Source organism: Corynebacterium sp. MSK041 (assembly GCF_030232265.1).
Lineage (GTDB): Bacteria > Actinomycetota > Actinomycetes > Mycobacteriales > Mycobacteriaceae > Corynebacterium.
In genome coordinates, this window is sequence record NZ_JASPJK010000005.1 from 63,084 (window position 1) to 86,966 (window position 23,883).

The following is a 23,883-nucleotide window of genomic DNA, read 5'->3' on the forward strand; positions in this document are numbered from 1 at the left end:
CCTCTCCACAGGCCCAACCCGGCACACAGCTCCCAGAAATTCTCTTACTGCACTTCCCTCATCATCTTTTTGTAATGACCTAACTGTCCTTCCACCTCAAAAATTTTGCGGAACACCGTATAGCAATGCAAAGCTTCAGTGCCAGCTGGAGCGTAATCAACTTCCCAAGGAATGTTGTGGGATCCATCGTTAGCCCAAGCTAATAGCGATTGGGCAGCTAACTGATCACCCGGCTCCATTTTCTTTAGTAGGTCCTCCCGAAACCCTCCAATCGAACCAAAATACGTTTCAAGTATCCGGCGCATAGTGTTTTGGGTGCTTGCAGAAATGTTTCTGTCTTCGACATCGCCCTGCTTATCGTTTCGAAGATCAGCCCAAAGTTGCTCGTATGTAGAAACGATGGGATTCCCTTTGTGCTCGGTAGCCTGCGTCACAGAACCATCTTGCTTCCGGAATGTGTAGTAAAGGCGACCTTTATCATTAGGCTTTCCGAATTGATATGTGATCTCCTTAAAGAAATAGGCATTGTGGGTTAAGAACAGAAGCTGACATAACCGCGAATGAGTATCAAGGCATGTATCAATTAACTGTTTGCAAAGTACGCTGATTACAAATAGAGTTTCCGAATCTAAACTTGATATAGGATCATCAATTACCCCTACTAGTGGCAAGGTTCTAGTTTTATCGTTGGCAGCTGTTTCAAGACTATGGAAGAAGTAAAGAAACGACACAAGAGTCTTTTCCCCTTCACTCAATGTAGGTCCAGCAAGGGCCCCCGTTGAACGAACAACTTTGTAAGAATCCTCATCTTTCAATGGTGCAAGATGGAAGTTGGAGAATCCTAGGGCTTTGAGGGTCTGGTTCACATCATCCATAACATGCTTAGTGGACGACACGCTTTCCGCAAGTCTTCTCGCTTCATTGTTTAGACTCTCAAGCTCCGCTTTAGCCGAAGAAACTTCCTTTTTTAAATTCTTCACCGCCTTCTCTGCACCGTCAACGTCCGTTTTGTAGGAATTCCAGCATTGCTCAAGTTTTTCAGCTGCAAATCGATCAAAAATTTCATTTGTAATCCGTGCGCGCGCTTCCTTCATATTCCGGCGACTAGCGTTAACTCGATCAATCTCTTCCGAGGCTTTTTTATACGCGCCTGCCAGCACATCGGGTTGATCAATGCCATCAATCGAGCACGCAACCGACATTTGATTAAGCTTTTCATTGGCTCTTTCAATTATTGTTGACGCGTATGTCGAATGCTCTGCTATCGACACTTTCAGGACGGAAACAATGCGCTCTGGAAACCCCTTTAGCTCCTCCTCAAGGACATTTAATTCTCCTCGATAATCCAAGAACTTGTCGCGCAGTTGTTCAATTTGACTGACGGCGGCGTCATAGTTCTCGCTAAACAACGATCGGATCTTCTCAATCAGAGACTCAGAGAGCTCTTGCTGACAGAACGGGCAACATGAGTCAGTTTGATCTAAGTGCGCAACACCTTGTTTCACCCAATCCGCGTTTCCAATATTTTCAATTAACTTCGACAGCTCATTGCTAGTGTCAGGAACAAGCTCTTCGTTGAATAGATCCCTGATATATCCGTCGATTTTGGTTAGACGAGGCAAAGTTGGCAGCGTTGGTAATTCAGGCTCACCGGCGGTACCCAGCTCTTGAAGTTCAACTTCCAAGGAACCAAAGGATTTCGTGTTCTCCAGAGTCGGTCTATTTCCAGACCTAAACTTTTGCTTAACCTGGTCAGCTAGGTTTTGTTTTCTACCGAGCCCCTCCTTCAAACCCGCCTCCCTGAGCGTTGCTGGGACTGCTTTCTTTGCATCCCAACATTGATTTTGGAACCGTTGTTCAGCTGCATTAGCCTCACGCTGTTTCTCAAGAAGTGTATTCTCTAAACCTTCGAGTTTAGATTGAGCGAGTTCAATTTCTCCCCCAGCACCATTCAGCTCCCTCAACCGCTCTGAAACGTCATCTGGCCCATCAATCACGCGCAGGACGCCTGCAAACTTGTGATCGGGATTAAGGAGATTGCGAATGAATTTTTGATCAAAAGCTCTAAGCTCACAAACTCCGTCGGTGAAGACGGAGTGCTGTCCCATTTCCCTGAGAATTGTGGACTTACCAGAGCCATTTGGCCCATAAACAAACGTCAATTTATCAAGTTTCAGCTCTGGAGCATCCGATGGAAAACACTGGTGGTTCTGCAATGAAAGTTCACTGATCGCCAGAGTGTTATATTTAGAATTTTTCATCGGTAGCCCCCGAATTATAAGCAGCCGTTAGTAGACTAGACACAGAAACAGATGACTGTAGCTTATTCTCTACCAGTGGTTTCTCCAACGTTTTCATTCAAAAGCATCCAAATTGTTAAACCGCCAAGTGTATGGGGAGCACCGTAATGGCCCTCGCTCTCAAGCTTCATGGCCCAAAAAGTGAATGATCAGAAAGGTCAATGTGAGTTCTTTTCCTTGGCCCCTGTTCAAGCCAAGGTGCTAATGGCTGATCCATAATTAGGAATCAATCCACTAGCGGGGCTGCGTTCTTGAGCTCTTCCCTGAGTTCTTCATCGACAGCGTAGATTCCCATGCCACGAACTCCTCGGGTCAGAAGAACGTTGAGCTGGTTGCGTAGCAGTTCTTGGCTGACGTCGAGTTTCTTGTTTTCTCCGTCGATCTCCATTGATCGTTTGCTCGTTACGTTGGGGTTCCTGCTTTCTGTCTTGTCGTAGACGATTCGGCCGTCACGGTACTTGACGGATGGCCCAAGGATGACCCCGGCGTAGTTGAGATCAAAGCCCTGAACCGTGAAGATTGACCCGACTTCATCAACAGTTGAGGCTCGCTCCGCCCATGACTGTTTCTTCTCCGTGCGTGAAATTGTCATTTGGTTGTTCCAGGGCAGGCGGAAATCACCGATGGTCACGTCCCACGTGTCACTATCCGCTGGCCGGGTCTTTCCGGACGAGAACTTCCAATCGTAGGTTGCAATGAGGCGGCTTAAACCTTTTTCTACCTCCGATGATTCGCTCAGATCCGATTTTGCACGAATGACAGCATGAAGATCCTCAGGAGTGTCAAAGACCTCGATCCGGTACCGATCATTCGTGGGAATCTGAGTGATCAAACCCTCATCAACAACCGTTCGAATCCATGTTTCGGCGGGGCCATCGGAGTCGATGCGCATTTGTTGACTGAGGTTGATGATATTGCCATGACCTGCACGCGCTTCGAGTTCTTGTAGCTGATCTTCAGTCCAAAACTGATTACCCGCCAGAACTTGCAGAGGATCAAAGACAGCAACGACAACATCAGCCAATTCAAGGATGTCGCGGAGCTGATTTTCACCGCGGTAGGACTGCTTACCCTGTGTCCAAAGGAGGTGGGCTTCGTCGATAAACACGACATCGGCCTTCTCACCCGAGTTTTGGTGCTCATTAATAAATCGTGTCGGTTTCATGACGCGCGAGTGTTTATCGTTGTGCAATCCAAGCTTCTCCGCGATTTGCTCGTACACAGTTACCTGTTCGTCGTGGTTGACAAGCAAGTATGCGTTGAAGCTCTGATCATCCCCTAGATCCGTCTTAGCTGTACGGGCTTGGATGAGGTCATAGAAAACGCTGCTGAGCAACACGGTCTTGCCGGTTCCTGCTCCCCCTTTAACCAGAATCAGATCAGACTGGTTTCGGTCTCTTTGAAACTCGTCCGGGGTCAATGCACGATCAACAGCCTGGAGGATCTGTATTTTTGCGCCAACTTGTTGCTCGTTGAGTTGATGAAACGGGGAGGCTTTAAAAAGCGCCGACTCACGAATCAGGCGCTCAAGGGGAAATAGAACAGGATCGTGCTGGCGGAGTTTTCGCCAGATTGAGTTAAACGCCTCATCGACGTAATCGCGCGTGAAATAGTCCGTCTGGATATTCCTACGAGCATTGGTGAGCGTAACCGAGTTCGCTCCCTTCACGCCCTCAACGGAGGACAGGTAGAGCATTAGTCGATCCTCGATGTCCAAGGTCAACGACTTGTTGAATAGGGAGTGCCCGATGACGATAATCGTGGAATCATTATCCCGGAATGAATTCCACTTTGATGGCTTTAACGCGATGACCTCAGGGTCTTCTACAGGGAGTAGTGCCTCATCAAACACATTTTGACCCAGATCAATGTTGTCGGGATCAACTTCGAGGTGAGTTTTCGTTCTTTGCGCAATGTCGTTGGTTTCACCGACGTAGACTTGATACGCGCCGTTAGATTCTTGATAGATGACGTACACCGTCGGGTACTTCAGCAGGAGACGCCTTGTGGCTTCATCTTCTTGAGCTGCTTCTACAAGGAAATTCTCAAGGTGATCGACGCTGTAGGGAAATGACCTGACTACAGCTTTACTCTTGAGTTTCATGTTTCCTCCAACCACGGTGAACCCTAACCCAGCAATATAGCGAAAGACCACCTTGCGGTGGCCTTTCGAGGAGGTCGACGTTTGGCAGCTTCGTGCTTTAGCGAATCACGTCGGAGCGGGTTGCGTTGACGATGGCCATGCCGGGTGCGCCGCTGAGTTCGGCGTCGACGTTGGTGGTGGCAACCATGGTGTGGTCGGAGTCGGCCCAGGCGTCCTCGAACTGGTCGATGGGGACTTCGAGGCCGTTGCCGTAAGGGGCGCCCGGGTCGGTGAGGGTGACTACGCCGCGGTTGAAGTCGATCTCAGAGACGACGAGGAAGTGGTCCATCAGGTTGTCCTCGCGGACGGCGTCTTCGGGGTCACCCCAGATTTCGCCGGAGTCGACGCAGGCGATGATGCCGTAGCCGTCGTTAAGCTTCATGGCCAGGTCCTCCATGTTGGAGGTTTGCATCTCAGCGGGGAGGCCGGACTCCGTGAGCAGGGTGGCCAGGTCCTCGGTGTACATGCCCTCAGTCGGGTCGCCCATGAGGCCGAGGTTGACGGCGCGCTCCACCATGTACTCCGGGTTGGAGATGCCGGCGTCCTGGAACTGGTTGAGCAGGAATGCGGCGGCGGTGGGGCCACAGTAGCCGTCAACTTCCTGCCAGAACCAGTCGTCGGACCAGAGGAAGTGGTTGCCAGCAACGCCGTCTTCGAGGCCGGTGGAGTCATCAATAACCGGGACGTCGTCGGCGGGTTCAACCGGGGCTGGGGCATCGTCCGCGATCGGGGCGGGCTCGTCCTGTTCCACCGTCTGGGTAACTTCCTCGTCGGCAGGCTCGAGGATCGGGGTGGCGTCGGTGTCAGGTTCGGGCGTGGTGTCCACGATTGGCGCGGGATCGGTTTCTGGTGCGGTATCAGCCTCAGTGGTGTCCGGCTGGGCGATGTCCGTCTCAATGGGCTGTGGGTCCGGTGCCTGCGGGTAGGCGTAAGGGTTGGACTCAATCGGGTCGAGGGGGCTCGGGGTGATGTCGGCGTCATTCTCAACGATGTCGTTGAGGAAGTCAGGCAGATCTGCGGAGAAGTCGGACATTGTTACGGCCTTTCGGTGTGGTGCTTTTCATGTTCTGACCGTTAGACGGTCCGAGGGGACAAAAGGGTTACACGGATTCTTGAAAAACTTTTACGTCATCGCCTGGGCGTTGCGTTCAAGCTGGTCATAGGCTTGGGCGAAGGTGACAAGCGCGTGTTCCTCCGAAGGGTCGAGGAGGCCGAAGGACAGGGTTTGCATCTCCCGGCGCTTCTCCTGGATGCGGTCGAGGATCTGCCACGGGTTGGCATCATCCGGCAGGCCAAGGCGTTGGGCGGGGCTGCCGATGGCGGCCAGGCGGGTGGCTTCTTCCACGAAGATGTTCTGCGCAGAGGATGTGAGCAAACCCTTCAGGGTGACCAGGAGTTTGGCGGGGAGAGCAGCCGGGTGGTTGCGCACGGTGGATACTGCCTGGCGGATGGCATCCGAGTGGGTGGGGTGGCGGTACACCAGGGTTTCCATGGAGGCGAGGATCTCACCGGCGCGGTGGAGGTACGCGTAGGTGGACAGTTCCTTCTCCAGCACGTCGCGCACGGCACCGATGCCGGAGGATTGGGTGAGCCACTCGTTGAAGGTAGCGGCACCCTTGGCTGCTTCTTCGGCGCCGAGGAAAAGGCCATACTCCCCCACCACGTCGATGACGTTGGTGATCTGGTTGATGGCGCTGCGGCTGCCACCAGGTTCAGCGGTGAACAGTTCGGTAATGAGTTCCGTGCGGGACATCGCCGTCACGCGGGCAATCTGGCGTGTCAGGGATTCGGTGACCACACCGGTGGCAGCGGTTTGAGCAAGCAAACCGGAGACAGGCATGACGCGGCCAACGTAGGAGGCGAGCTCACGCTGCAGCTTCTGCGCGTGGTCGCCGGCAGCCACCATCGGGTCCTCCTGACCCAAGGGACCCTCACCAAAAGAATCGGCGCGGGAGAGCACGCCCATGGTGTTCAGCGGGGTGAAGCCAAGTTGTTGGATGAACTCCACTTCGTCGCGGCGGGGAGCCGAATCAAAAAGGAACATGGCGGCGTCGGCGTCGACGGAGGCGCTGCGGGTCTGCTCGTAGCCGTCGATAAGCGCGGCGCGCGTTGTTGCCTCATTCTCATCCGTGAGGGTGGCTAGACCTGGTGTATCGATGAGCGTGTAGTTGCTCACGGCGCTAGCTGGCATCCACCTGTCGATGAATGCGATGTCCACCGGCGGGGCAGGCAGCGCGGCCACTTCCCCACGCATGGTCTGGATGGGCACGCGCTGGCCGTTGCGCAGCATCGCTTCCGCGCGATCCGGCGCGCCGTACTGGTACACGGTGACCACGTTGGTGGCTTCCAGCGCCTTGGTCTCCGCCACGGGGGCGCCGACGAGGGCGTTGAGCAGCGTGGACTTACCCGCCTTGATGCGACCAACGATGACAATGCGCGGCGGAGTACTCACCCGCGCAGTCAGTGGCGCACAAGCTTGAGCCAGTTCCGGCGACTGGGCGGACAGCCCCTGGAGCTCTGCCAGCAAAAGGTCAAGGATAGAGGCCATTTACACCATCTCCTGCGCCGCGATCTTACGCAGCAAAATCTCGGCATCGCGGTAGGAACGCTGCACAGCCTTGAGGTTCGTGTTCAGCTGCGCCAACTCCCGGTCGCGCTTCTCAACGGCCTTGTTCTTATCATGCTCAATTTTTCTAATGCGCGTCTGAGTTGCCTTAATCTCCTGCGCCAAGAACTCGGAGTAGCGGATGGAAATACGCGGCTGGGCAATAGCAATGAAGGTCTGCAGCGCATTGCCGGTGTTCTTCTGCGCGGCGTTCGCTGCCTCACGCAGCCAGTTCTGCAAGTGAGACTTGCCCTGGCGCATGGCGCGGTAGCCAAAGGTGATGGCCACGAATCCGGCACCGGCAACAATGCCCACGCCCGGCACCAGCACCGCACCGAGCAAGCCACCGATGGTGGACCCGGATGAAAAACCCATCATGAGCATCATCGGGTCGAAGGTGTCCTTCATGTAGTTCTGCAGCTCCGAGGTGTGCAGCTCACCCAAACTCAACTGCGCGCGCACATCCCCGATGATCTCATCCGGAATATGGGATGCCCCGAACTTCTCCCGCAGGTACGTTTCCACTTCCCAGCCGAAAGAATCCACGGTGGCCACCACCGCGCGCTGGAAGTCCTCCTCCATGAGGCGGGTGAAGTGCTGCGGATCCTTGCGCAAAAGCTTCACGCCGTGTTTAGCAATGAAGTCGGTCCACTTCTTCTTCACCTCCTGCACGTCGGTGTCCAGGCGTTCCATCGCGCGGGTGCGCATCAGCGACAGGTCCGAGTAGAAGAAGCGCTCCCACTCCTTGCTCGTGCGCTGCAGATCCTCCAGCCGCGCCAGATCATTAGTCAGATCCGGCAGGAGTTTCTCCGCCTCACGCACGTCCTCAATATCGCGGTGGATCTGTTTGTCCACATCTTCCAGGCCCTCCAACACCATGTTGAGGCCCTTGGTCACCGGGATGGATTGTGCACGGGTAAAGCGCTCGCTGATCTCGGCACGGAGTTGCCCGAGGCCCGAAATATCGTCGATAACGCTATCGGACGTATGCAGGCCCACGAACGGCAACAACGAAGACACACCGATCACCGGAATCGGCTCATTCAAATGAGTAGCAATGAGCGCCTTGTCTTCCTCCACGATCTCGCGCCAACGCGTCGAGTTCTTATCCGTCTTCGTCACAGCAACCACCACGTTGCCGTTCACCGCGTGCGCCCGCGCGAGGAAGTCCATCTCCGGTTTGGTCAACGGGGTCGACGCATCCGTGACCACCACGACCACGCTGGCCTGCCGCTCCGAATCCGCGTGCACCGCCGAATCCATCGAGGAAATCCCGCCCACACCCGGCGCGTCAATGACCACAGCGTCGCCCATCATGGAGGATTCCAGCGCAACGTGCGCGCGCGTGGGCACAAAGTCATCGAAGTGCTGCGCCGCACGGTCCACGCGCTGCGCAAGGTCTTCTGGCTTAACGACGATCGCTCCGTCCGCCGACATCAACGCCGCCTGCCCCGCCACGAGATCCTCCGTGGGCAAGGTCAACGCCACCGGGATAACGGTGGTGAAATCTGCCCCGGCGGGCGAAACACCCTGCCGGCCCACCAACGCATTGGCCAAGGAGCTTTTACCACGGCCCACTTCCCCCACCAGGATCACTGTGTTGACCTGGTTTTCCGCCGTCGCCAACGCCTTGGCATGCTCGCCGTACTTCTCCCGGCCGTAAGGGTTGAGGATCTTCTCGCTCACACGCTCAATCCACAGCGCCGCTTCTTCGCGCGGGCCTCTCGTGGGGGCCTGGGGCTGATCGGACTGATCGGGCTGATCGGACACTGAGCAGAGCCTTTCCGGAACACGGTGGTTGAACACGTTAGTTGGACGTGGTTGAAAACTAGAGGGAAGTATATCTACTGCCCCAGTCATGGGCACATGATCTGACGCACGAGAAAACTTGGTTTACACATAGCAGCACAGTTGAAGAACCTGTGTAAAGCTTTAGAAAATCTTTATGTAACCTTTCCGCATGCGCGTTCATCTAACAGAGTGAAAGCGTTACTCCCCTGCTGGCCTTCTTATGTGGCCAGCGGGGACGCGTAGCGCACATCCTTCCGTTAAAGCAGAAAGGTTTTGCCCGTGTCCTCTAAATTTCTCACTGTCGCCGCAACCGCCATTGCGAGTGCGTTGCTTTTGACCGGCTGTGATCTCCCATTGAAGGGCGGGGACGGTGCACCGACTAAATCCTCTGAAGAATCACTGTCCATGGCCCCTGCCTATGACACCGGTTCGTACAAGCCTGAACCCCACCCAGGTTGGCCGGAGGAAACGTGGGAAAGTCTCGGTCCGATCACAGAAACCACGCTCATCGGTGGCAACACATTACTGCCCTACGAGGTGGATCCCAGGTTCACGCTTGGACTCACCGCGCAACGCCAAACAACGTTTGAACTTTTCACAAACACTATGCCCACGGGTGTGCCGGATAGAATCACATCCTTAGAGCCGACTTACCTGACTGGCTACAGCCAAAGGGCATCGGACACCCTGACCAACTCCCGTGCGGAGAACGCACTGCTCCGTTTCGTTTCCCCCGAGGCGGCAAAGGAGGCTGCGAAAGTTTTGCATGAGGCGCTCCTAGCCGCAGGTGGCACCGACTTCATCACCGATTCTTCTTATCCGTTGGAGAATGTGACCTTCCCCAGCAATGAAACAATCCTTGCCTCCAAAGATGAGCGCCGCCAGATCCTCCGGGCCTTCGTGCCAAAAGACGAGTACGTCCTTTACGTTTACACCAGCAACCTGGAGGTTGATGCGGATGGGAATGAGACACAGCGCGGACCAGAGGCGATGGATTGGATGTCGGAGTATGTGAATACCACTGTGGATAAGCAGCTCCCACTCATTGATCTGATCCCGTCGCACAAAACCCCTGAAGGCTACGGCAAGTCTGATAAGTGGCAGGACGTGGATCCAGATGACATTTTGCGCTACACAGTTCTGAAGCCGGAAGATAAAAACCTCGTTGGCGTTGTGCCTATGTCCATGAATAGCCGGCTGTTCGCGGCACAGTTCTCAAACGTTCCCGAGATTCTGAAAATGTTCGATAGCGCCAAAATCGAAGCTGCTGCAGCATCAGAGACAACGCTTGTTCGCGCGTCTAACGCAGCCAACGCGGACCTTATTGAAGCGTCGTTCAAGGCTATCGATTCAAACTCGGAGGACTCCGCAACACTACAGCTTTACGACGAACCGCAGAACGTCCCCGGCACCACCTGTTACGCCTCCCCTCGAGACGGGCAGACCTACTACTTCTGCTACCTCCGTTATAAGAACTATTTCGCCCACGCCGGCATCACGGAATCACATCCTCTCGACGATGAGGTCAAAACAACCCCTGACTCAGGCGCCGAAGAACTGGATCCGAAGAAGACTCTCTCCCAAATCATTGCTGCCCAGTACTACATTCTGGAGAAGGCTCCCACGAAATAGCATGTAACCTTTTGTCCCCACCATCCGTCTAAGGGGTGTACCCACCCGACTGCGTAGAAAGAAAGATCAATGAAGAAACGCACTTCTCTCCCGCTCGCAGCGATGCTGACTGCGACCGCTTTGTTGAGCACCGGCTGCTCCGTCTTAGACGGGATCGGTAAAAGCGGCGAAGCCCCGTCTGAACCAACCTCGGTTGAGGTTGCGGAACCAACTGGCCCGGAATTTGATACCGGTTCCTACGCCACCGAGCCCCACAAGGGTTGGCCCGAAACGAACGATGAGATGGGCCCATCGGCCGAAATGGCACTCTTTGCCAACAACACATTGCTGCCGTATGAAGTGAACAACGAATTCACACGCAATGCTGCTCACCGCCGTGTGTGGAAACTCGACAATCTCAGTATGGACTTGCCTAAGGTGGCTCTTGACCGTCTGGATCCGTTGGGTGAAAAGTTCCTGCTCGGCTATGCCTACCTTGGCAATGACGCTTCAAAGAGCCGCTCAGTAGGTAACTTTGTCCTCCGTTTCGAAGACCCGGAAAGCGCGCAAAAGGCGGCTGATGCTCTCACAGAAACACACCTCACAGAAGGCTCGATGTATTTCTTTGAGGGTGACCCGCACAACCCGGGCACCGAAGAACCAGTGGCAGGCCATAATGATGCTACGGCTGTACGCACCGCTGACGGCGAAGGCCTTGATGCGGTGAAGGTGCATAAGGAGTATCTGCTCATGTCCACTGCATACGTCGACAAGAGCGGCGATGAGGGCAACGACGATGCGGGCCCAGAAGCGACGAAGTGGCAGGGAGAATACGTATCTTCCTTCTTCTCCAAACAGATCCCCATTTTGGATACTTTGAAGACCCATAAGACTGCAGCAGGTTATGGCTTCTCCGATGAATGGCCGCCCCTTGACCCGAAACACATCTTGCAGTACACGGTCTTGAGCCCAAAGGACCAGTCAGTACAGTCTCTGGGCGGTCTCCCCATGGCCTTGGAGCCACGCGGTATGGCCGGCAGGTACAAGGAGGTGCCCGAAATCCTCTCCATGATTGATCAAGCCAAGGTCGAAGCCATGGCAACGATGGACACGTCACTGTTCCGCACTAAGAACCCTGAGGGCGCCAAGCTCATTTTGGCCACCATGCACGCCGTCACCGCGGACCTGGATTATGAGCCGTGGGACGCCCCTCAAGAGGTTCCGGGCATGGAATGCAAGAAAGAGGACGGTGCTGCCGGAACGGTATACACCTGCTACCTGGTGTATGAGAATTACTTTGCCCATGCTAGCGCCTTCGAACCCAAGAAAGACCCGGACGCTGTGGAAGGGACCGATAAGGATGCGGAATCAGTCCTCGCCCCCAGCCTCCAGCTCTCCCAGGCCATGGCTGCCCAGTACCTCATTTTGCAAAAAGCGCCGACGAGCGCGGGCACTCCCACGAGCGAAGCCACTTCCCCGAGCTCTGTGGAGAACAGCTAGGCTCCCATGCGGGAAATAGATTAGGAAGGACCCGACATGTCCAACGACTGGATTTTGTCCATCGACTTCGGCACATCCAACACCGCGGCAGCGCACACGAATCCGACGCGCGGTGGGGTTGAGGCAGTGAGCCTCTCCCATGACCGGATGACCATGACGTCTTCGGTGTACATCGAAACACCTGACCACGTGGACACTGGTGATGTGGCGCTGAACAAGGCGGAGGACAACCCGGACGGGTTCTTGGCCGCACCGAAGCGCGTGGTGCCGCAGCAAGTGTTCCAGATCAATGGCTATGACGTGCCGGCTTCTACCCCGGTTGCCGCCATTTTGGATTCTGTGGTGAAGCGCGCCTCCCGCGAGCACAACAATCAGCGCCCGAGTGAGCTCGTGCTCACTCACCCGGAGGCGTGGTCCGATGCTGAGGTGAAGGTGCTGCTGGATGCCGCGGAGAAACTCGGCCTCAACGCCACCACCATCCGCACCGTGTCGGAGCCTAAGGCTGCTGCGCAGTACTACTCCACCAACTCTCCGCTGGAACCGGGCGACAAGATCGCGGTGTTTGACTTCGGTGGCGGCACCCTTGACGTGGCCGCGCTGCAGGTGCAGCCGGATGGGTCTTTCCACATCATCGCCGCACGCGGTGACAACACTCTTGGCGGCAAGAGCTTTGATGCTTTCATCCGCCGCTGGGTGGACCAGCAACTGGAGGATGATTACCCGGAGCACCTCGAATACCTGCGCCGTCGCGCTCCCCTGTCCGACCGCCATGCGGTGGAAGACAGTATCCGTCGCGCCAAGGAGCTCCTCTCTGAGCACCCAACGGCCACCATCTCTGTCCCCGGTGATGGTGAAACGATCCGTTTGCAGCTCACCCGCTCCGAATTCGAAGACATCATCCGCCACCCCGTTCAGCGCGCCGTAGAGCTCACGCGAGCAACGCTTATCGACGCGGGAATTAACACCCCAACCGACCTCAAGGCCCTGTACCTCACCGGTGGTTCTTCCCGTGTGCCACTGGTGCAGGAGGAAATTAAGGCACTCGGCCCAGTAGCAACCCTGGATGACCCGAAGATGGTGGTGGCCCAAGGCGCTATCTCCGCTGTCGGGCCCATCGTCACTGGTTTGCATACTGCTGCTGCCCCAATACCGCAGCAACCAGCCCCCCAGCCGGCGGGACAGCAACAGCGACCGATGACGGAGCCGATGTCCGCGTATCAGTCGCAGCCTTCGGCAGCGCCCGCCAAGAAGTCGAAAGGCAAGATCATCGGAATCGCCGTGGGCTCCATCTTGGCCGTCGCTGCGTTGGTGGGTGCAATTGTGATGTTCGTCAAACCGCAATCAAACGACAAACCCAACGAGGAACCACAAGAAACCGTAACAACGGAGACCACCGGGCAAACCCAACCGACCACGGAAGCTCCCACACAGCAAACTGGTGAGGACGTGCTCAACGCGCTGCCAGAATCCATCAGCGCGGAAACGGCGGCATGCCATCGCCGAACCACAACCATAAGTACCCTCACCGGAACTTCTATCTCCTGTGAAGTGGCATTAAATGGCGACAACGTGCCGTACTTCAAGGCAACGAGCCCGTACGACGCACCGCGCATCACCTTCGCGTACAACACGGAGGACGGCTCGCGTGAGAAGGCCCTTATTGAGCAGGGCCGCTACACCGACAAGTCTGACGCTGAACCGGTGACCACTGACAACGCAGCTGCCATTGCCACGAAGGACAATGACACATCTGCCACCCTCCACTACGCCAATGCTGAAACTGGCCTGGTGATTGAGTCCCGTGATTTCGCCTCCCCGGAGAAGGCTATCGAGTGGCTGGAGCACCACAACCTGCTCTAACCTGCGGAAATAATCTTTTTAAAAAAATGTGGCGCCTGGATGTAACCATCCGGGCGCCTTCCGCATCTAAAGATATGTAAGCAACCACAACCCCTTGAGAAAGGAACCCATCATGAGCGGTGACAACAACCTCAACCTCCCAGAGCTCAACCCGGAAGAATTCGGCTACCTCAGCGCACGCGACATCAACGCTGACGGCACCAACGACCTGATCCACGGTGTTGACCACGACGGCAACGCACACGTCTTCCACCTGGACGGCAAGGGCGACATCACCCTCGAGGAGATTGACACCGACGGTGACGGCACCTTCGAAACCCAGCGCGAGATGGTCGACAGCAGCACCGTCGCCTACACCGTGGACACCGACAACGATGGCGCGGCTGACACCGTGGCCTACGTTGATGCCAAGACGAACACCACCTTCCAGCAGGACTTCATCGAGGACGGCCAGGTAGTCGAGTCCCGCGTTGACCTCGACGGCGATGGCATCACCGACGTGGTGTACAAGGACACCACCGGCGACGGCTACGTCAATGAGATCTCCCTGGACACTGACGGCGATGGCTTTGCCAACACCAAGCTCGTTGACCGCGATGGTGATGGCAACATCGACGAGATCCACTCCGACCTGGATAACTCCGATGGCATCCTCGAAACCGTGATCGAAGCAGGTGACTACGCTGGTGGCCTCGGCTCCATCAATGACTACTTGGGCACCCAGGACACCTCAGGTTCCCTGGACAACACCCTGGACTCGGACCTGAACAACCCAGCAGATAACCTGGACACGGACTACAACGATTCGTTCTAACGTGACGCTCGCCCACCCCTGTACTTTGCAGCGCACGACAACGAAGCAGGCTGAAAGGAGGCCGCAATGATCAACCAAGAGCCCGTCCCCGAAGGATTGCTTGAGCGCGCCCTCCACACAGCCTTCACCACCGACGAATGGCCAGAGTGGGACACCCTGGACATCGTCCCTACCACCGAAGAACCCTTCGACCTGGATGCCTTCGACCCCTTCGCGGGGGAAGAGGGCACCGATAACACCGACACCGACGCCCTGGATTCTGATTCCGCAGGCTCCGGCGCCGAGCCGGTCGAGTCCTCGGAGGCTGACTCCACGGACACTTCCGATTCCCCGGCGCTCGACTACCCAGATTTGGGCCCTGACCTGGGATCTGACCTCGGATCTGACTTCTCCTCCGGTTTTGATTCGGGATTTGATTCCGGTTCTGACTCGGCCTCAGATTCCGGTATGAGCGGGGACTACGACATGTAAAGGGTGCCCCTGCAAAAGCACGCACCCACCACTACTTCAGCCCGGCGCGGCAAAGTTACAGTATTCTTTTTGCGTAACTTGTTTTCCCGGTACACACGAAAGTAAACATGTCCGAGTCCCAGCTTCTCCAAAACGCTAAAGGTGGCGATGAGTCTGCCTTTGCCAAACTGGTGAAGCTGCACGAAGGAAAACTTTTCAACCTCTGCCTCCGCATCACCACCAACCACCACGATGCGGAGGACGCATTCACCGCGGCACTGTACCTGGCATGGAAGAACCTGCCTACGTTCCGCGGTGATTCCGGTTTTGCCACCTGGATCTACCGCATTGCCTCCAACACTTCCTTGGAGGTTGTGCGCCGCCGCAAACCCACGATCTCCCTCGACGCACCGCGCGACTCCGAGTCGGAGGACTCCCCCTCCTTCGAGATCGCCGATCCCCTCGCCGAGTTTGAGCAATCCATCGCGGATAATGACGCGTTGAGTACAGCCTTGGCCTCGCTCCCCGCAGACTCCCGCGAAGCCCTCATCCTCGCCGAAATCGGTGGCCTCACCCTGGCCGAAATCGCCGAGCACCAAGGCTCCTCACTTTCCGCCACCAAAGTCCGCGTGCACCGGGCGCGCAAGAGCCTCCGCGAGCTGCTGCAGGGATAGCGCATCCAAGAACTGACCCGTCGATAAGCAACGCACACCCGTTCGAGCAGCTCAGCCCACCTATGTCGCACCCGCGTTGTAGCGTGAGGGCATGAGAGAAAACGTGGTGGAGCATATTCAGGCCCTGGGCGAGGCGGGCGTGGCAGCACTGGCTGATGTGAAGAGCTTCATATGTGCTGATGAGATCTTGGACATGGAGATGACGCCGTTGGTGCGAACGGAGTCAACCTTTACCGCGCAGGTGTTAGGCACAGGTGTGTGGGTGGTGCGGTTTGAGCTGGTAGCCGATGACGGTGCCATGGTGGCGGATCGTCTCAATGTGCACTGCACGTGCCCGGTACCACGGGTTTGGTGCAAGCACGCGGTGGCGGTGGCGTTGCAGATGATGTGGCACCCCGAGTGGCCGCTGACTGCCAAGCTGGTTGGGGAAGCCGAAGAAGAGTACGAGGTTGATGCGACCAGGCGCTATGACGATGTGGTGGTGGATACCAAGGATGTGGTCACCAGCACGCTGGAGATCATGAGCAAGCAGGATCTGGTGGATGTGATCAACGCACTGCGGCATGAGAATCCGCTGGCTGAGCCCACGGTAACCAAGTATGTTCTGCCATTTTCTTCGCAGCCGTTGCCCGCGATGGAAGCGGTGCAAGATGAGATGAAGTTTGCCAAATTCCTGTTCGACGTGGCCTATACCGAAAAGAAAGTGGAAGAGGCTGCGCACAACTTGGAGAACGCGGGAAATGTGATCCGTAGTCATGCTGATGCAACGGACTTCCAGAATGACAAGCTCAAGCTCCTGTGTTCGTTGGAGAGTCTCATCTTTGACGCTATCGCGTGGACACATCGCATCACTTATCCCGTCGGGAGCGTGGTGGTTGCGCTGGAGAAGCTGTATCAGCACCACGTGGTCATCGCGCATGATACCCAGCCGCCGACAAAGCTTCTGGTCGATTGGATCGTGGACATATTCTTGGTCCCCGGCGGTTACCTACGCCCGCATCTCGCGGACTATGCAGAGCTGCTTGAAGATGAGGATCTTGATGTCATCATCACCAAAGCCCACACACGCTGTCCCCGGCATCCGGAGAATGTCCTGCCTCTGGAGATCGACGTGGCCCTGCTGCGCAACAACATGCAGGAGGTCAAGCGGCTGTGCGCGGAGTACGGCAACTATGACGCACTGCTGTTGTTTTATCAGCGCAACGGGATGGATCTGGGCGCCGAGAAGCTTGTCACAGCGGCACTGGATAGTGCGGATCCGGTGGAGCTCACACCGGAGGTCCTGTACGCCGCGGCGGCGAAGTACTTCGGTGCGGACGGTACGCGGATGTATCACCGCTACTGGTTTGAGAAAGACGTGAGCATCGAGAGTTTCCTCGACTACATCCGGCTCCCGGACATGGACTTTGCTGAAGCCATGTTCGTGCTGCAATCCGTGGAGGAAGCCGCCACCAACCCGGATTACATGTTGCTGGCAGCAACGTATTTCAAGCTTTTCGACGTCGGCTTTACCCTCATCACCACCGCCTCCCCCAGCACATCCATGGCTGCCCACTTCGCAGAACACGTCGGTCTGGTGTATGACCCGGAGTGGGCATTCGGCGTGATCTTTACGCACATCCGGGAGCAGATATCCCGAGCCCTGGCCCAGGAGAACATGCCGGCAACGCGTGCAACGCTCAACTGCTTGATGGACCGGATGCTCACACTGAAGAAAAAAGCAAAGGAAGTATCCGGCTCGCCGGACACCGATGCTTACTGGGGCTTTCAGGTAGGCGCACTGAAAGCCGAGTTCGGTAGCCACCCGGTGGTCAAGGATGTGTTCGCGGAGTGGGGTTTCTGAGCCGGTTCAGGGTTGCAAACACACCACTACACTGTTGGGGCATGAAGTCCCATCTCCGAGTTGCTGCCCTGGCTCTTTCAACTGTGCTGGCAGGAGGTGTGCTCACTGGTTGTTCCTCGTCTGGGGAGTCCCTCAACGAATCCGCGATGACCACCGTTGCTGCCGCAGATGAGGGTGCGTCGACGCAATCCAGCAGTGCGCAGCCCTCGTCGGAGGAAAAGCCGGCACCGGACAAGAAGTGTTCTTCGCTGCCCAAGGACCCACAGGAGCAGTACCCGGACCACGAGTCCCCTGGACGCATGCCGGCGCGGGATTGGGAGGACAACAACTTCTGGATCAACGACATTGAGAACCACTACGACCCGTGCGCACCGATTAGCTGGATCATCTTCCGCGGTGGCCTCGGCGATGCGGAGCGCCCGGCACACACTGGCGCATCCATGACGGACGGTGTTGCCTTCTATGTCCATGGCGAACCAGTCGACGACATGACCTTATTCACCCGCGTCGAAAGCGTCACCACCAACCCCGACGGCGCCGTCGAGTTCATCTGGGGTGAGCGCACACGCTCCACCGCCGAAGGCATCACCGCGCACTTCACCGCCACCATCGAGCCACGTGACGGGTCTATGGTGCCGGTCAGCGGCAACGGCAGTGAATTCAGTGCGCGCTGGAACGACCAGCATGCGAAGTTCTTGTTGGGGCATGATGGGTAATCGTGGGCCAGCCCAACTAACTCCGAGAAGCGTAGAATCGCCCCCATGGCAACACATAAACGGAAACCTATTCCAAAGGTCGCTTACGCCCCCATGCTCGGACTGGAAACATACGTTCGCGCACGTGTGGCAAAGGACTTCTCCCACCTTGTGCAACTTCGGGCTTCTGCTCTGAACCAATGCGTTTATTGCCTGGCAATGCATCGTCGTGATGCGCGAAAGGGCGGTTGGACAGAAGACAAAATCACCCAGACCGAGAACTGGACTGACTTTCCGGACGCTTTTTCTGAGAAGGAACGTGCAGCACTTGAGCTCACAGATGCTGTAACCAAGATCCACGGCGAGGAATCTGTCCCTGATTCGCTTTGGGAGCGCGTGGAGGAACTGCATGGTGAGAAGGGCGCGCGGGATCTCCTCATGGCTATTGTCACCATCAACGCTTGGAACCGAGTCGGCATCACCACGCGCCTTGATCCAACAAGCCTCTCCGGAGTCACAGCTTTTGATCTAGGGCAAAAGTGAGCTGACCCGTTGATGGGGAATTTGGACGCCCCGTAGACCAAGACTCGTCGATAAGCATCCGGCGAAACATCGCGGACGCGCGGACCGATAGGCCGTGTAGGACCTGATCTATTCACAGCTAACCCGTAGACTGAGGCGCTATGACCGATAAGAAACCCGACATGACCACCACCGCCGGAAAGATTGCAGATCTACGTAACCGTTTGGCGGAGGCACGTGAGCCGATGGGCAGCGAAGCCGCCCGCGCCGCAGGTGAAAAGGGTATTTCAACAGCCCGCCAGCGCATTGAGGCGTTGCTGGATACAGACACTTTCGTGGAAACGGATGCGCTTGCGCGTCACCGCGTGGAGGATTACGGCTTGGATCGCATCAAGCCGACCACCGATGGTGTTGTGACGGGCTACGGGCTTATCGACGGCCGACGGGTCACCGTCTACGCCCACGACTCCTCCATTTTCAACGGCCAGTTGGGTGAGGTGTACGCCGAGAAGATCCTGAAGATCTACGACCTGGCGATTAAGACGGGTGTGCCTGTCATTGCGATCCATGATTCGACGGGTGCGCGCCTGCAAGAAGGTGTGGTGACCGCCGCGATGTCCGCGCGCATTCTGCGCAAGGCGACGGAGGCTTCCGGCGTTGTGCCGCAGATCTCCATCGTCGCTGGTGAAGTGGCATCCCTGCCGGCACTGCTAGTGCCGTTGAGCGATCTCACCGTCATGGTGAAAACCGCCACGATGCATCTGACCTCCGTGTCCGCGGTGACCAAGGTGACGCGCCGCGTAGCAACCGCGAAGTCCCTGGGTAGCACCGATGTGCACTCCCAGATCACCGGCATGGCGCACCTGACCGCACCGACTGACCTTGAGGCGGTTCAGACCGTACGTGACCTGGTGGCTTTCCTGCCCGAGAACAACCGCGCAGCATCCCCCCTGAACGAAAACACGACGGAGCCGGACACCACTGACCTGGATACCTTCATCCCGGATAGCATCGCTGCTTCCTACGATGTCCGCGACGTGATCAACCGCATCACCGACAAGGGTCTGACAGAACTCAGCCGTGGTTACGCCGACAATGTCGTCACCGGCTTCGCGCACATCTCTGGTCGCGCGGTGGGCATCGTGGCTAACCAGCCGAGCGTGCTGGCTGGCTGCCTGGACCACGCAGCCGCAACGAAGGCCGCGTCCTTCATCCGCGTGTGTGATTCCTTCAACCTGCCCATCGTTGAATTCGTCGACTCCCCTGGTTTCTTCCCGTCTGAGGAGGAAGAGCACCTCGCCTCCGCAAAGCATGGCGCCGGCCTTGCCTTCGCCTACGCCGAGGCCCAGGTGGGCAAGATCACCGTGATCCTCCGCCGCGCTATCGGCCCGTCCTACGTGGTCATGGGTTCAAAGGACTTGGGCGCAGACATGGTCTTTGCATGGCCGACCGCGCAGATCGCGCTTGCCGACGCCACTACGGCCGCCGAACAACTCGGCGTCGACGCGGACGAATACGCCACCACCCACCTGACCCCCTACGTGGCTACGGAACGTGGCCTCGTTGACGCTGTGATCGAGCCATCCCAGACCCGCGCAAACGTCACCGAAGCGCTGCGCCTCCTTGAACGCAAGGTGGTCTACGCCATTCCGAAGAAGCATGGCAACATTCCGCTGTAAGGAGGCTAAGGAGCTAGCATGACTAATCCCCTATTCACGGTGGTGAAGGGCAACCCCACCGAGGAAGAACTTGCCGCGCTGACCCAGGTGCTCACGGACCTGCAGCAGGAAGCCAAGTCCCGCACCGGCGGTGGTCACCGCAACCTGTGGGGCCGTCCCGCCCCGCGCAACCACGACCCCGTGGTGTTCAACCCGTCCGCGTTTAACTCGCAGACCTTGTTCTAATTCGGTTGTCGTTCAGTTCTCATGCGCCTGGTTCTTGCTTCCCAGTCTCCATCGCGTTTGATGATTCTGCGCAACGCCGGTGTGGAGCCACTGCAGCACCCGGCGCACGTGGATGAGGACGCGATCATCGCCTCCCTTGGTGGCGCCTCCCCCTCCACCACCGTGACTACCCTCGCCCGCGCAAAGGCCGATGCCGTGGCTCCGAACTACCCCGATGACATCGTGGTGGGGTGTGATTCCATGCTGCTTCTTGGCGGCACTCTCCAAGGCAAACCCCACACCGTTGAGGAAACCATCCGCCGTTGGCAGGCCCAACGTGGCCGCACCGCTGAGCTGGTCACCGGCCACGCGATCGGTTTCAACGGGACCTGGGTTGTGGACACCGTGTCCACCCGCATCCACTTTGGTGATGTCTCCGATGCAGACATCGAGGCCTACGCCCGATCAGGCGAACCCCTCCAGTGCGCCGGCGCTTTCACCTTGGAAGCCCTCGGCGGCTGGTTCATTGATTCCATCGAAGGCGACCAGACCAGCGTCATCGGCCTGTCCCTGCCCCTGCTGCGCCGAGCGCTGTATTCCTTTGGCGTGAACGCCTCCGATCTCTGGGGTGTCTAACCCTTAGAACCCAATAGTTAGAACCCGCTACCTAGTACCAGCTATTCGGCCCAAAAGGGATGAATAGCGGGATCTAGATAGCGGGTTTTAGCGTGCAGCGAGACCAGATTGGAGGCAATCCAGGCGGGTGCTCCTGCTGGCACCACAAAGAAAACCGCACCGAACCCCACATTGGGCACCCGGCGCGGCCTAGCTTCAGCGTTTCAGCGCGAAGGCTTACACGAAGGTTTACTCGGTGTCCTCCTGACCGTCCTTCTCGCTGTCAGCCTTGCCTTGCTCCACGAGCTCGGTGGTGTTTTCAGCGGTCCGGTACAGATTCACCAGTGCCTCAATGCCAAGGCGGGCGAAAACGACCTGGATGAAGCTCCAGAATGTACCCAAGATCAAGTACATGAACAGGAAGAAGATGCCGGCGCCTGTCGAACCTTGCTGGCTGAGCCCCAACATCGAGCCAAAGGCGAAGAAGAGGCCAACGAGCCAGAACAACCCAATGAGAACGAGCGCAAGGATGTAGATGACCCGGGCGCTGTCCAGGGTGACAAAGCGCTTGAAGGACAGATCAAACAGCTTTCCAAAGAAGCTGTTCGGGTTCTTGGTTGATCCGGCCTGCAACGGCTGTCCCAGCTGATCTGGCTGGCCCGGATAGTAGCCCTGCTGCTGGTACCCCTGCTGCTGGTACCCCTGCTGTTGGTACTGGCCGTACTGCGCACCGTATGCCTGCTGGCCGTACGGAGCATTCGCGGCAGTCGGATCAGACGCAGACGATGACGGCGGAGTCATCTGCCACGTGGAGTTGGACGGGTTCGCATCAGCGCCGGTGTTGTTAGACGCGCTGTTGTTCTCATCAAATGGGGTGGACATGAATTCGTCGGTCCTTCATCTTTCTCGTCTCGGCGATATGTAAGAAAACCATTAGAACACTAATAGCCATTGCCATAGTGCCAGGTGTGGGGCGCGCTGGCATTATTAGGTGGGAGTGGGGGCTGGGAGGGACGTCGAAAAGCATCACCTGAACGGGGGCGAGACGGACTTAAACCAACATCGAAACCCCCGCCTCGGGGGTGATTATGGCTGGTTTTATAGGGAAATGGGCATGAGAAACGTGGAATCGGCAGTTTCAAGACACATTTTCTTTAAGATCTACTGAAACCTCCTATCTGAAAGGCCAATGCATGAATATTCACGCAACCCGTAGGACTGGCGCCGCTCTGTGCGCCATCGCACTGTCCGCTACTGCACTGACCGCGTGCTCGGATGACGCCGGTGGCTCGGACTCTCAGGCTTCCGGCGCTGACCGTGGCCCGATCACTTTTGCCATGGGCCGTAATGACACGGATAAGATCACCCCGATCATTGAGGCCTGGAACAAGGAGCACCCGGATGAGCAGGTGACTCTGAAGGAGCTGGCCGGTGAGGCTGATGACCAGCGCGATACCCTCGTGCAGTCCCTCCAGGCCGGTAACTCTGACTATGACGTGATGGCTCTGGACGTTGTGTGGACCGCTGACTTCGCCGCTAACCAGTGGCTGGAGCCGCTCGAGGGCGACTACGCGGTGGACACCTCCAAGCTGCTGCAGACAACGGTTGATTCCGCCACCTACAACGGCACGCTCTACGCGCTGCCGCAGAACACCAACGGCCAGCTGCTGTTCCGCAACGTGGACAAGGTTCCGTCCAAGCCGGACACCTTCGCCGACATCAAGTCCGCGTGTGAGGCTGTGGAGGGTGACTGCCTGACCACCCAGCTCAAGCAGTACGAGGGCCTGACGGTGAACACCCTGGGCTTCATCAACGGCTGGGGCGGCACCGTCATCGATGACAACGGTGAGCCGACCGTCGAGTCCGCTGAGGCAAAGGCTGGTCTCCAGGCGCTTGTCGACGCATACGAGGACGGCACCATCGCCAAGGGCTCCACCGCCGCAACCGAGGAGGAGACCAACCTCGCTTTCACCGAGGGCAACACCGCCCTGGCCATCAACTGGCCGTACATGTACACCAACGCTGTGGAGGCAGGCCTCAACTTTGAGGTTCAGCCACTCGTCGGCGAGAACGGTGTCGGCGTGTCCACCCTGGGTGGCTACAACAACGGCATCAACGTGAACTCCAAGCACAAGGCAACGGCCAAGGACTTCATCGAGTTCATCATCAATGAGGAAAACCAGCTCTCCTTTGCTAAGGCTTCCTTCCCGCCGGTTCTGGCCTCCATTTACGACGATGCTGACCTGATTAAGGAGCACCCGTATCTGCCGGTTCTCAAGGAGTCCCTGGAGAACGCTCAGCCGCGTCCGGTCTCCCCGTTCTACCCGGCTATCTCTAAGGCAATCCAGGACAACGCTTACGCAGCTCTGACTGCAGGCAAGAGCGTCGACGATGCAACGAAGGACATGGCTGCCGCCATCAAGCAGGCAGCACAATAGGATTTCCCCAGCTTCCACTAGGAAGCTAGGGGGAAATGAGAAAGATAAGGATAGGGCCGCAGCGGTTTTCACACCGGCTGCGGCTCTGCCGTTTTTTACGCCCGCATAGTACGCTCGCCCAGGTTGGGGTTGGAGGTTA

Annotated in this window: 19 protein-coding genes; 13 read left to right on the top strand and 6 right to left on the bottom strand. The window is 57.2% G+C overall.

The window, feature by feature from the left end; all coding sequences use genetic code 11:
* Nucleotides 1-44 precede the first annotated feature (44 nt).
* From QP968_RS05940 to QP968_RS05960, 5 genes are all read right to left on the bottom strand, one after another.
* On the bottom strand, nucleotides 45-2,261 hold the full coding sequence (locus tag QP968_RS05940) for an AAA family ATPase (protein ID WP_284855483.1): 2,217 nt from the start codon (nucleotides 2,259-2,261) through the stop codon (nucleotides 45-47).
* A 265-nt stretch (nucleotides 2,262-2,526) separates the two neighbouring features.
* Entirely contained in the window at nucleotides 2,527-4,404 is a 1,878-nt protein-coding gene (locus QP968_RS05945; protein WP_284855484.1) for a DUF2075 domain-containing protein, read from the bottom strand.
* Between the two features lie 97 nt (nucleotides 4,405-4,501).
* Nucleotides 4,502-5,476, bottom strand: a complete 975-nt coding sequence (locus QP968_RS05950; RefSeq protein WP_284855485.1) for a C39 family peptidase — start codon at nucleotides 5,474-5,476, stop codon at nucleotides 4,502-4,504.
* Nucleotides 5,477-5,566: 90 nt separating this feature from the next.
* Nucleotides 5,567-6,991 carry a dynamin family protein gene (locus QP968_RS05955; protein ID WP_284855486.1) on the bottom strand — a complete coding sequence of 475 codons (1,425 nt, stop codon included), beginning with the start codon at nucleotides 6,989-6,991 and terminating at the stop codon, nucleotides 5,567-5,569.
* On the bottom strand, nucleotides 6,992-8,818 hold the full coding sequence (locus tag QP968_RS05960; protein WP_284855487.1) for a dynamin family protein: 1,827 nt from the start codon (nucleotides 8,816-8,818) through the stop codon (nucleotides 6,992-6,994).
* Nucleotides 8,819-9,118: 300 nt separating this feature from the next.
* Here QP968_RS05960 and QP968_RS05965 point away from each other — a divergent pair, with 300 nt between their 5' ends.
* The 12 genes from QP968_RS05965 (at nucleotide 9,119) to QP968_RS06020 (ending at nucleotide 21,327) form a co-directional block, all read left to right on the top strand.
* Nucleotides 9,119-10,471: a DUF7373 family lipoprotein gene (locus QP968_RS05965; RefSeq protein WP_284855488.1), complete on the top strand. Its 1,353-nt coding sequence runs from the start codon at nucleotides 9,119-9,121 to the stop codon at nucleotides 10,469-10,471.
* Between the two features lie 69 nt (nucleotides 10,472-10,540).
* Nucleotides 10,541-11,950 carry a DUF7373 family lipoprotein gene (locus tag QP968_RS05970; protein ID WP_284855489.1) on the top strand — a complete coding sequence of 470 codons (1,410 nt, stop codon included), beginning with the start codon at nucleotides 10,541-10,543 and terminating at the stop codon, nucleotides 11,948-11,950.
* A gap of 36 nt (nucleotides 11,951-11,986) precedes the next feature.
* Nucleotides 11,987-13,810 (top strand): Hsp70 family protein, encoded by a 1,824-nt coding sequence (locus QP968_RS05975; protein WP_284855490.1) that lies wholly within the window; start codon nucleotides 11,987-11,989, stop codon nucleotides 13,808-13,810.
* 112 nt (nucleotides 13,811-13,922) lie between these two features.
* Nucleotides 13,923-14,624, top strand: a complete 702-nt coding sequence (locus QP968_RS05980) for a hypothetical protein (RefSeq protein ID WP_284855491.1) — start codon at nucleotides 13,923-13,925, stop codon at nucleotides 14,622-14,624.
* 66 nt (nucleotides 14,625-14,690) lie between these two features.
* The gene (locus QP968_RS05985; RefSeq protein ID WP_284855492.1) at nucleotides 14,691-15,095 is read left to right on the top strand and encodes a hypothetical protein; all 405 of its coding nucleotides are present in this window, start codon (nucleotides 14,691-14,693) and stop codon (nucleotides 15,093-15,095) included.
* Between the two features lie 107 nt (nucleotides 15,096-15,202).
* Nucleotides 15,203-15,748, top strand: coding sequence for an RNA polymerase sigma factor (locus QP968_RS05990; RefSeq protein WP_284855493.1), 546 nt, complete (start codon nucleotides 15,203-15,205; stop codon nucleotides 15,746-15,748).
* Between the two features lie 91 nt (nucleotides 15,749-15,839).
* On the top strand, nucleotides 15,840-17,591 hold the full coding sequence (locus QP968_RS05995) for an SWIM zinc finger family protein (protein ID WP_284855494.1): 1,752 nt from the start codon (nucleotides 15,840-15,842) through the stop codon (nucleotides 17,589-17,591).
* A 41-nt stretch (nucleotides 17,592-17,632) separates the two neighbouring features.
* Nucleotides 17,633-18,307, top strand: a complete 675-nt coding sequence (locus tag QP968_RS06000) for a hypothetical protein (RefSeq protein ID WP_284855495.1) — start codon at nucleotides 17,633-17,635, stop codon at nucleotides 18,305-18,307.
* A 45-nt stretch (nucleotides 18,308-18,352) separates the two neighbouring features.
* A complete protein-coding gene (locus QP968_RS06005) occupies nucleotides 18,353-18,829 on the top strand; it encodes a carboxymuconolactone decarboxylase family protein (RefSeq protein WP_284855496.1) in 477 nt (158 codons plus the stop codon).
* Between the two features lie 140 nt (nucleotides 18,830-18,969).
* Nucleotides 18,970-20,487: an acyl-CoA carboxylase subunit beta gene (locus QP968_RS06010; protein ID WP_284855497.1), complete on the top strand. Its 1,518-nt coding sequence runs from the start codon at nucleotides 18,970-18,972 to the stop codon at nucleotides 20,485-20,487.
* Between the two features lie 18 nt (nucleotides 20,488-20,505).
* Nucleotides 20,506-20,712 carry an acyl-CoA carboxylase subunit epsilon gene (locus tag QP968_RS06015; protein ID WP_284855498.1) on the top strand — a complete coding sequence of 69 codons (207 nt, stop codon included), beginning with the start codon at nucleotides 20,506-20,508 and terminating at the stop codon, nucleotides 20,710-20,712.
* A gap of 21 nt (nucleotides 20,713-20,733) precedes the next feature.
* Entirely contained in the window at nucleotides 20,734-21,327 is a 594-nt protein-coding gene (locus tag QP968_RS06020) for a Maf family protein (RefSeq protein ID WP_284855499.1), read from the top strand.
* Between the two features lie 228 nt (nucleotides 21,328-21,555).
* On the opposite strand, the gene QP968_RS06025 is transcribed toward QP968_RS06020, so the two are convergent.
* Nucleotides 21,556-22,188 (bottom strand): DUF4282 domain-containing protein, encoded by a 633-nt coding sequence (locus tag QP968_RS06025; protein ID WP_284855500.1) that lies wholly within the window; start codon nucleotides 22,186-22,188, stop codon nucleotides 21,556-21,558.
* Between the two features lie 311 nt (nucleotides 22,189-22,499).
* On the opposite strand from QP968_RS06025, the gene QP968_RS06030 reads away from it, so the two are divergent.
* A complete protein-coding gene (locus QP968_RS06030) occupies nucleotides 22,500-23,744 on the top strand; it encodes an ABC transporter substrate-binding protein (RefSeq protein ID WP_284855501.1) in 1,245 nt (414 codons plus the stop codon).
* The last annotated feature ends 139 nt before the right edge of the window (nucleotides 23,745-23,883 follow it).

Excerpts from the sequence above, each read along its gene's own strand:
- QP968_RS06010 (WP_284855497.1), top strand. The coding sequence starts at position 18,970 with ATGACCGATAAGAAACCCGACATGACCACCACCGCCGGAAAGATTGCA.
- QP968_RS06000 (WP_284855495.1), top strand. The coding sequence starts at position 17,633 with ATGAAGTCCCATCTCCGAGTTGCTGCCCTGGCTCTTTCAACTGTGCTG.
- QP968_RS05975 (WP_284855490.1), top strand. The coding sequence starts at position 11,987 with ATGTCCAACGACTGGATTTTGTCCATCGACTTCGGCACATCCAACACC.
- QP968_RS05940 (WP_284855483.1), bottom strand. The coding sequence starts at position 2,261 with ATGAAAAATTCTAAATATAACACTCTGGCGATCAGTGAACTTTCATTG.
- QP968_RS05980 (WP_284855491.1), top strand. The coding sequence starts at position 13,923 with ATGAGCGGTGACAACAACCTCAACCTCCCAGAGCTCAACCCGGAAGAA.
- QP968_RS06020 (WP_284855499.1), top strand. The coding sequence starts at position 20,734 with ATGCGCCTGGTTCTTGCTTCCCAGTCTCCATCGCGTTTGATGATTCTG.
- QP968_RS05995 (WP_284855494.1), top strand. The coding sequence starts at position 15,840 with ATGAGAGAAAACGTGGTGGAGCATATTCAGGCCCTGGGCGAGGCGGGC.
- QP968_RS05950 (WP_284855485.1), bottom strand. The coding sequence starts at position 5,476 with ATGTCCGACTTCTCCGCAGATCTGCCTGACTTCCTCAACGACATCGTT.
- QP968_RS06030 (WP_284855501.1), top strand. The coding sequence starts at position 22,500 with ATGAATATTCACGCAACCCGTAGGACTGGCGCCGCTCTGTGCGCCATC.
- QP968_RS05990 (WP_284855493.1), top strand. The coding sequence starts at position 15,203 with ATGTCCGAGTCCCAGCTTCTCCAAAACGCTAAAGGTGGCGATGAGTCT.
- QP968_RS05985 (WP_284855492.1), top strand. The coding sequence starts at position 14,691 with ATGATCAACCAAGAGCCCGTCCCCGAAGGATTGCTTGAGCGCGCCCTC.
- QP968_RS06015 (WP_284855498.1), top strand. The coding sequence starts at position 20,506 with ATGACTAATCCCCTATTCACGGTGGTGAAGGGCAACCCCACCGAGGAA.
- QP968_RS06025 (WP_284855500.1), bottom strand. The coding sequence starts at position 22,188 with ATGTCCACCCCATTTGATGAGAACAACAGCGCGTCTAACAACACCGGC.
- QP968_RS06005 (WP_284855496.1), top strand. The coding sequence starts at position 18,353 with ATGGCAACACATAAACGGAAACCTATTCCAAAGGTCGCTTACGCCCCC.
- QP968_RS05955 (WP_284855486.1), bottom strand. The coding sequence starts at position 6,991 with ATGGCCTCTATCCTTGACCTTTTGCTGGCAGAGCTCCAGGGGCTGTCC.
- QP968_RS05945 (WP_284855484.1), bottom strand. The coding sequence starts at position 4,404 with ATGAAACTCAAGAGTAAAGCTGTAGTCAGGTCATTTCCCTACAGCGTC.
- QP968_RS05970 (WP_284855489.1), top strand. The coding sequence starts at position 10,541 with ATGAAGAAACGCACTTCTCTCCCGCTCGCAGCGATGCTGACTGCGACC.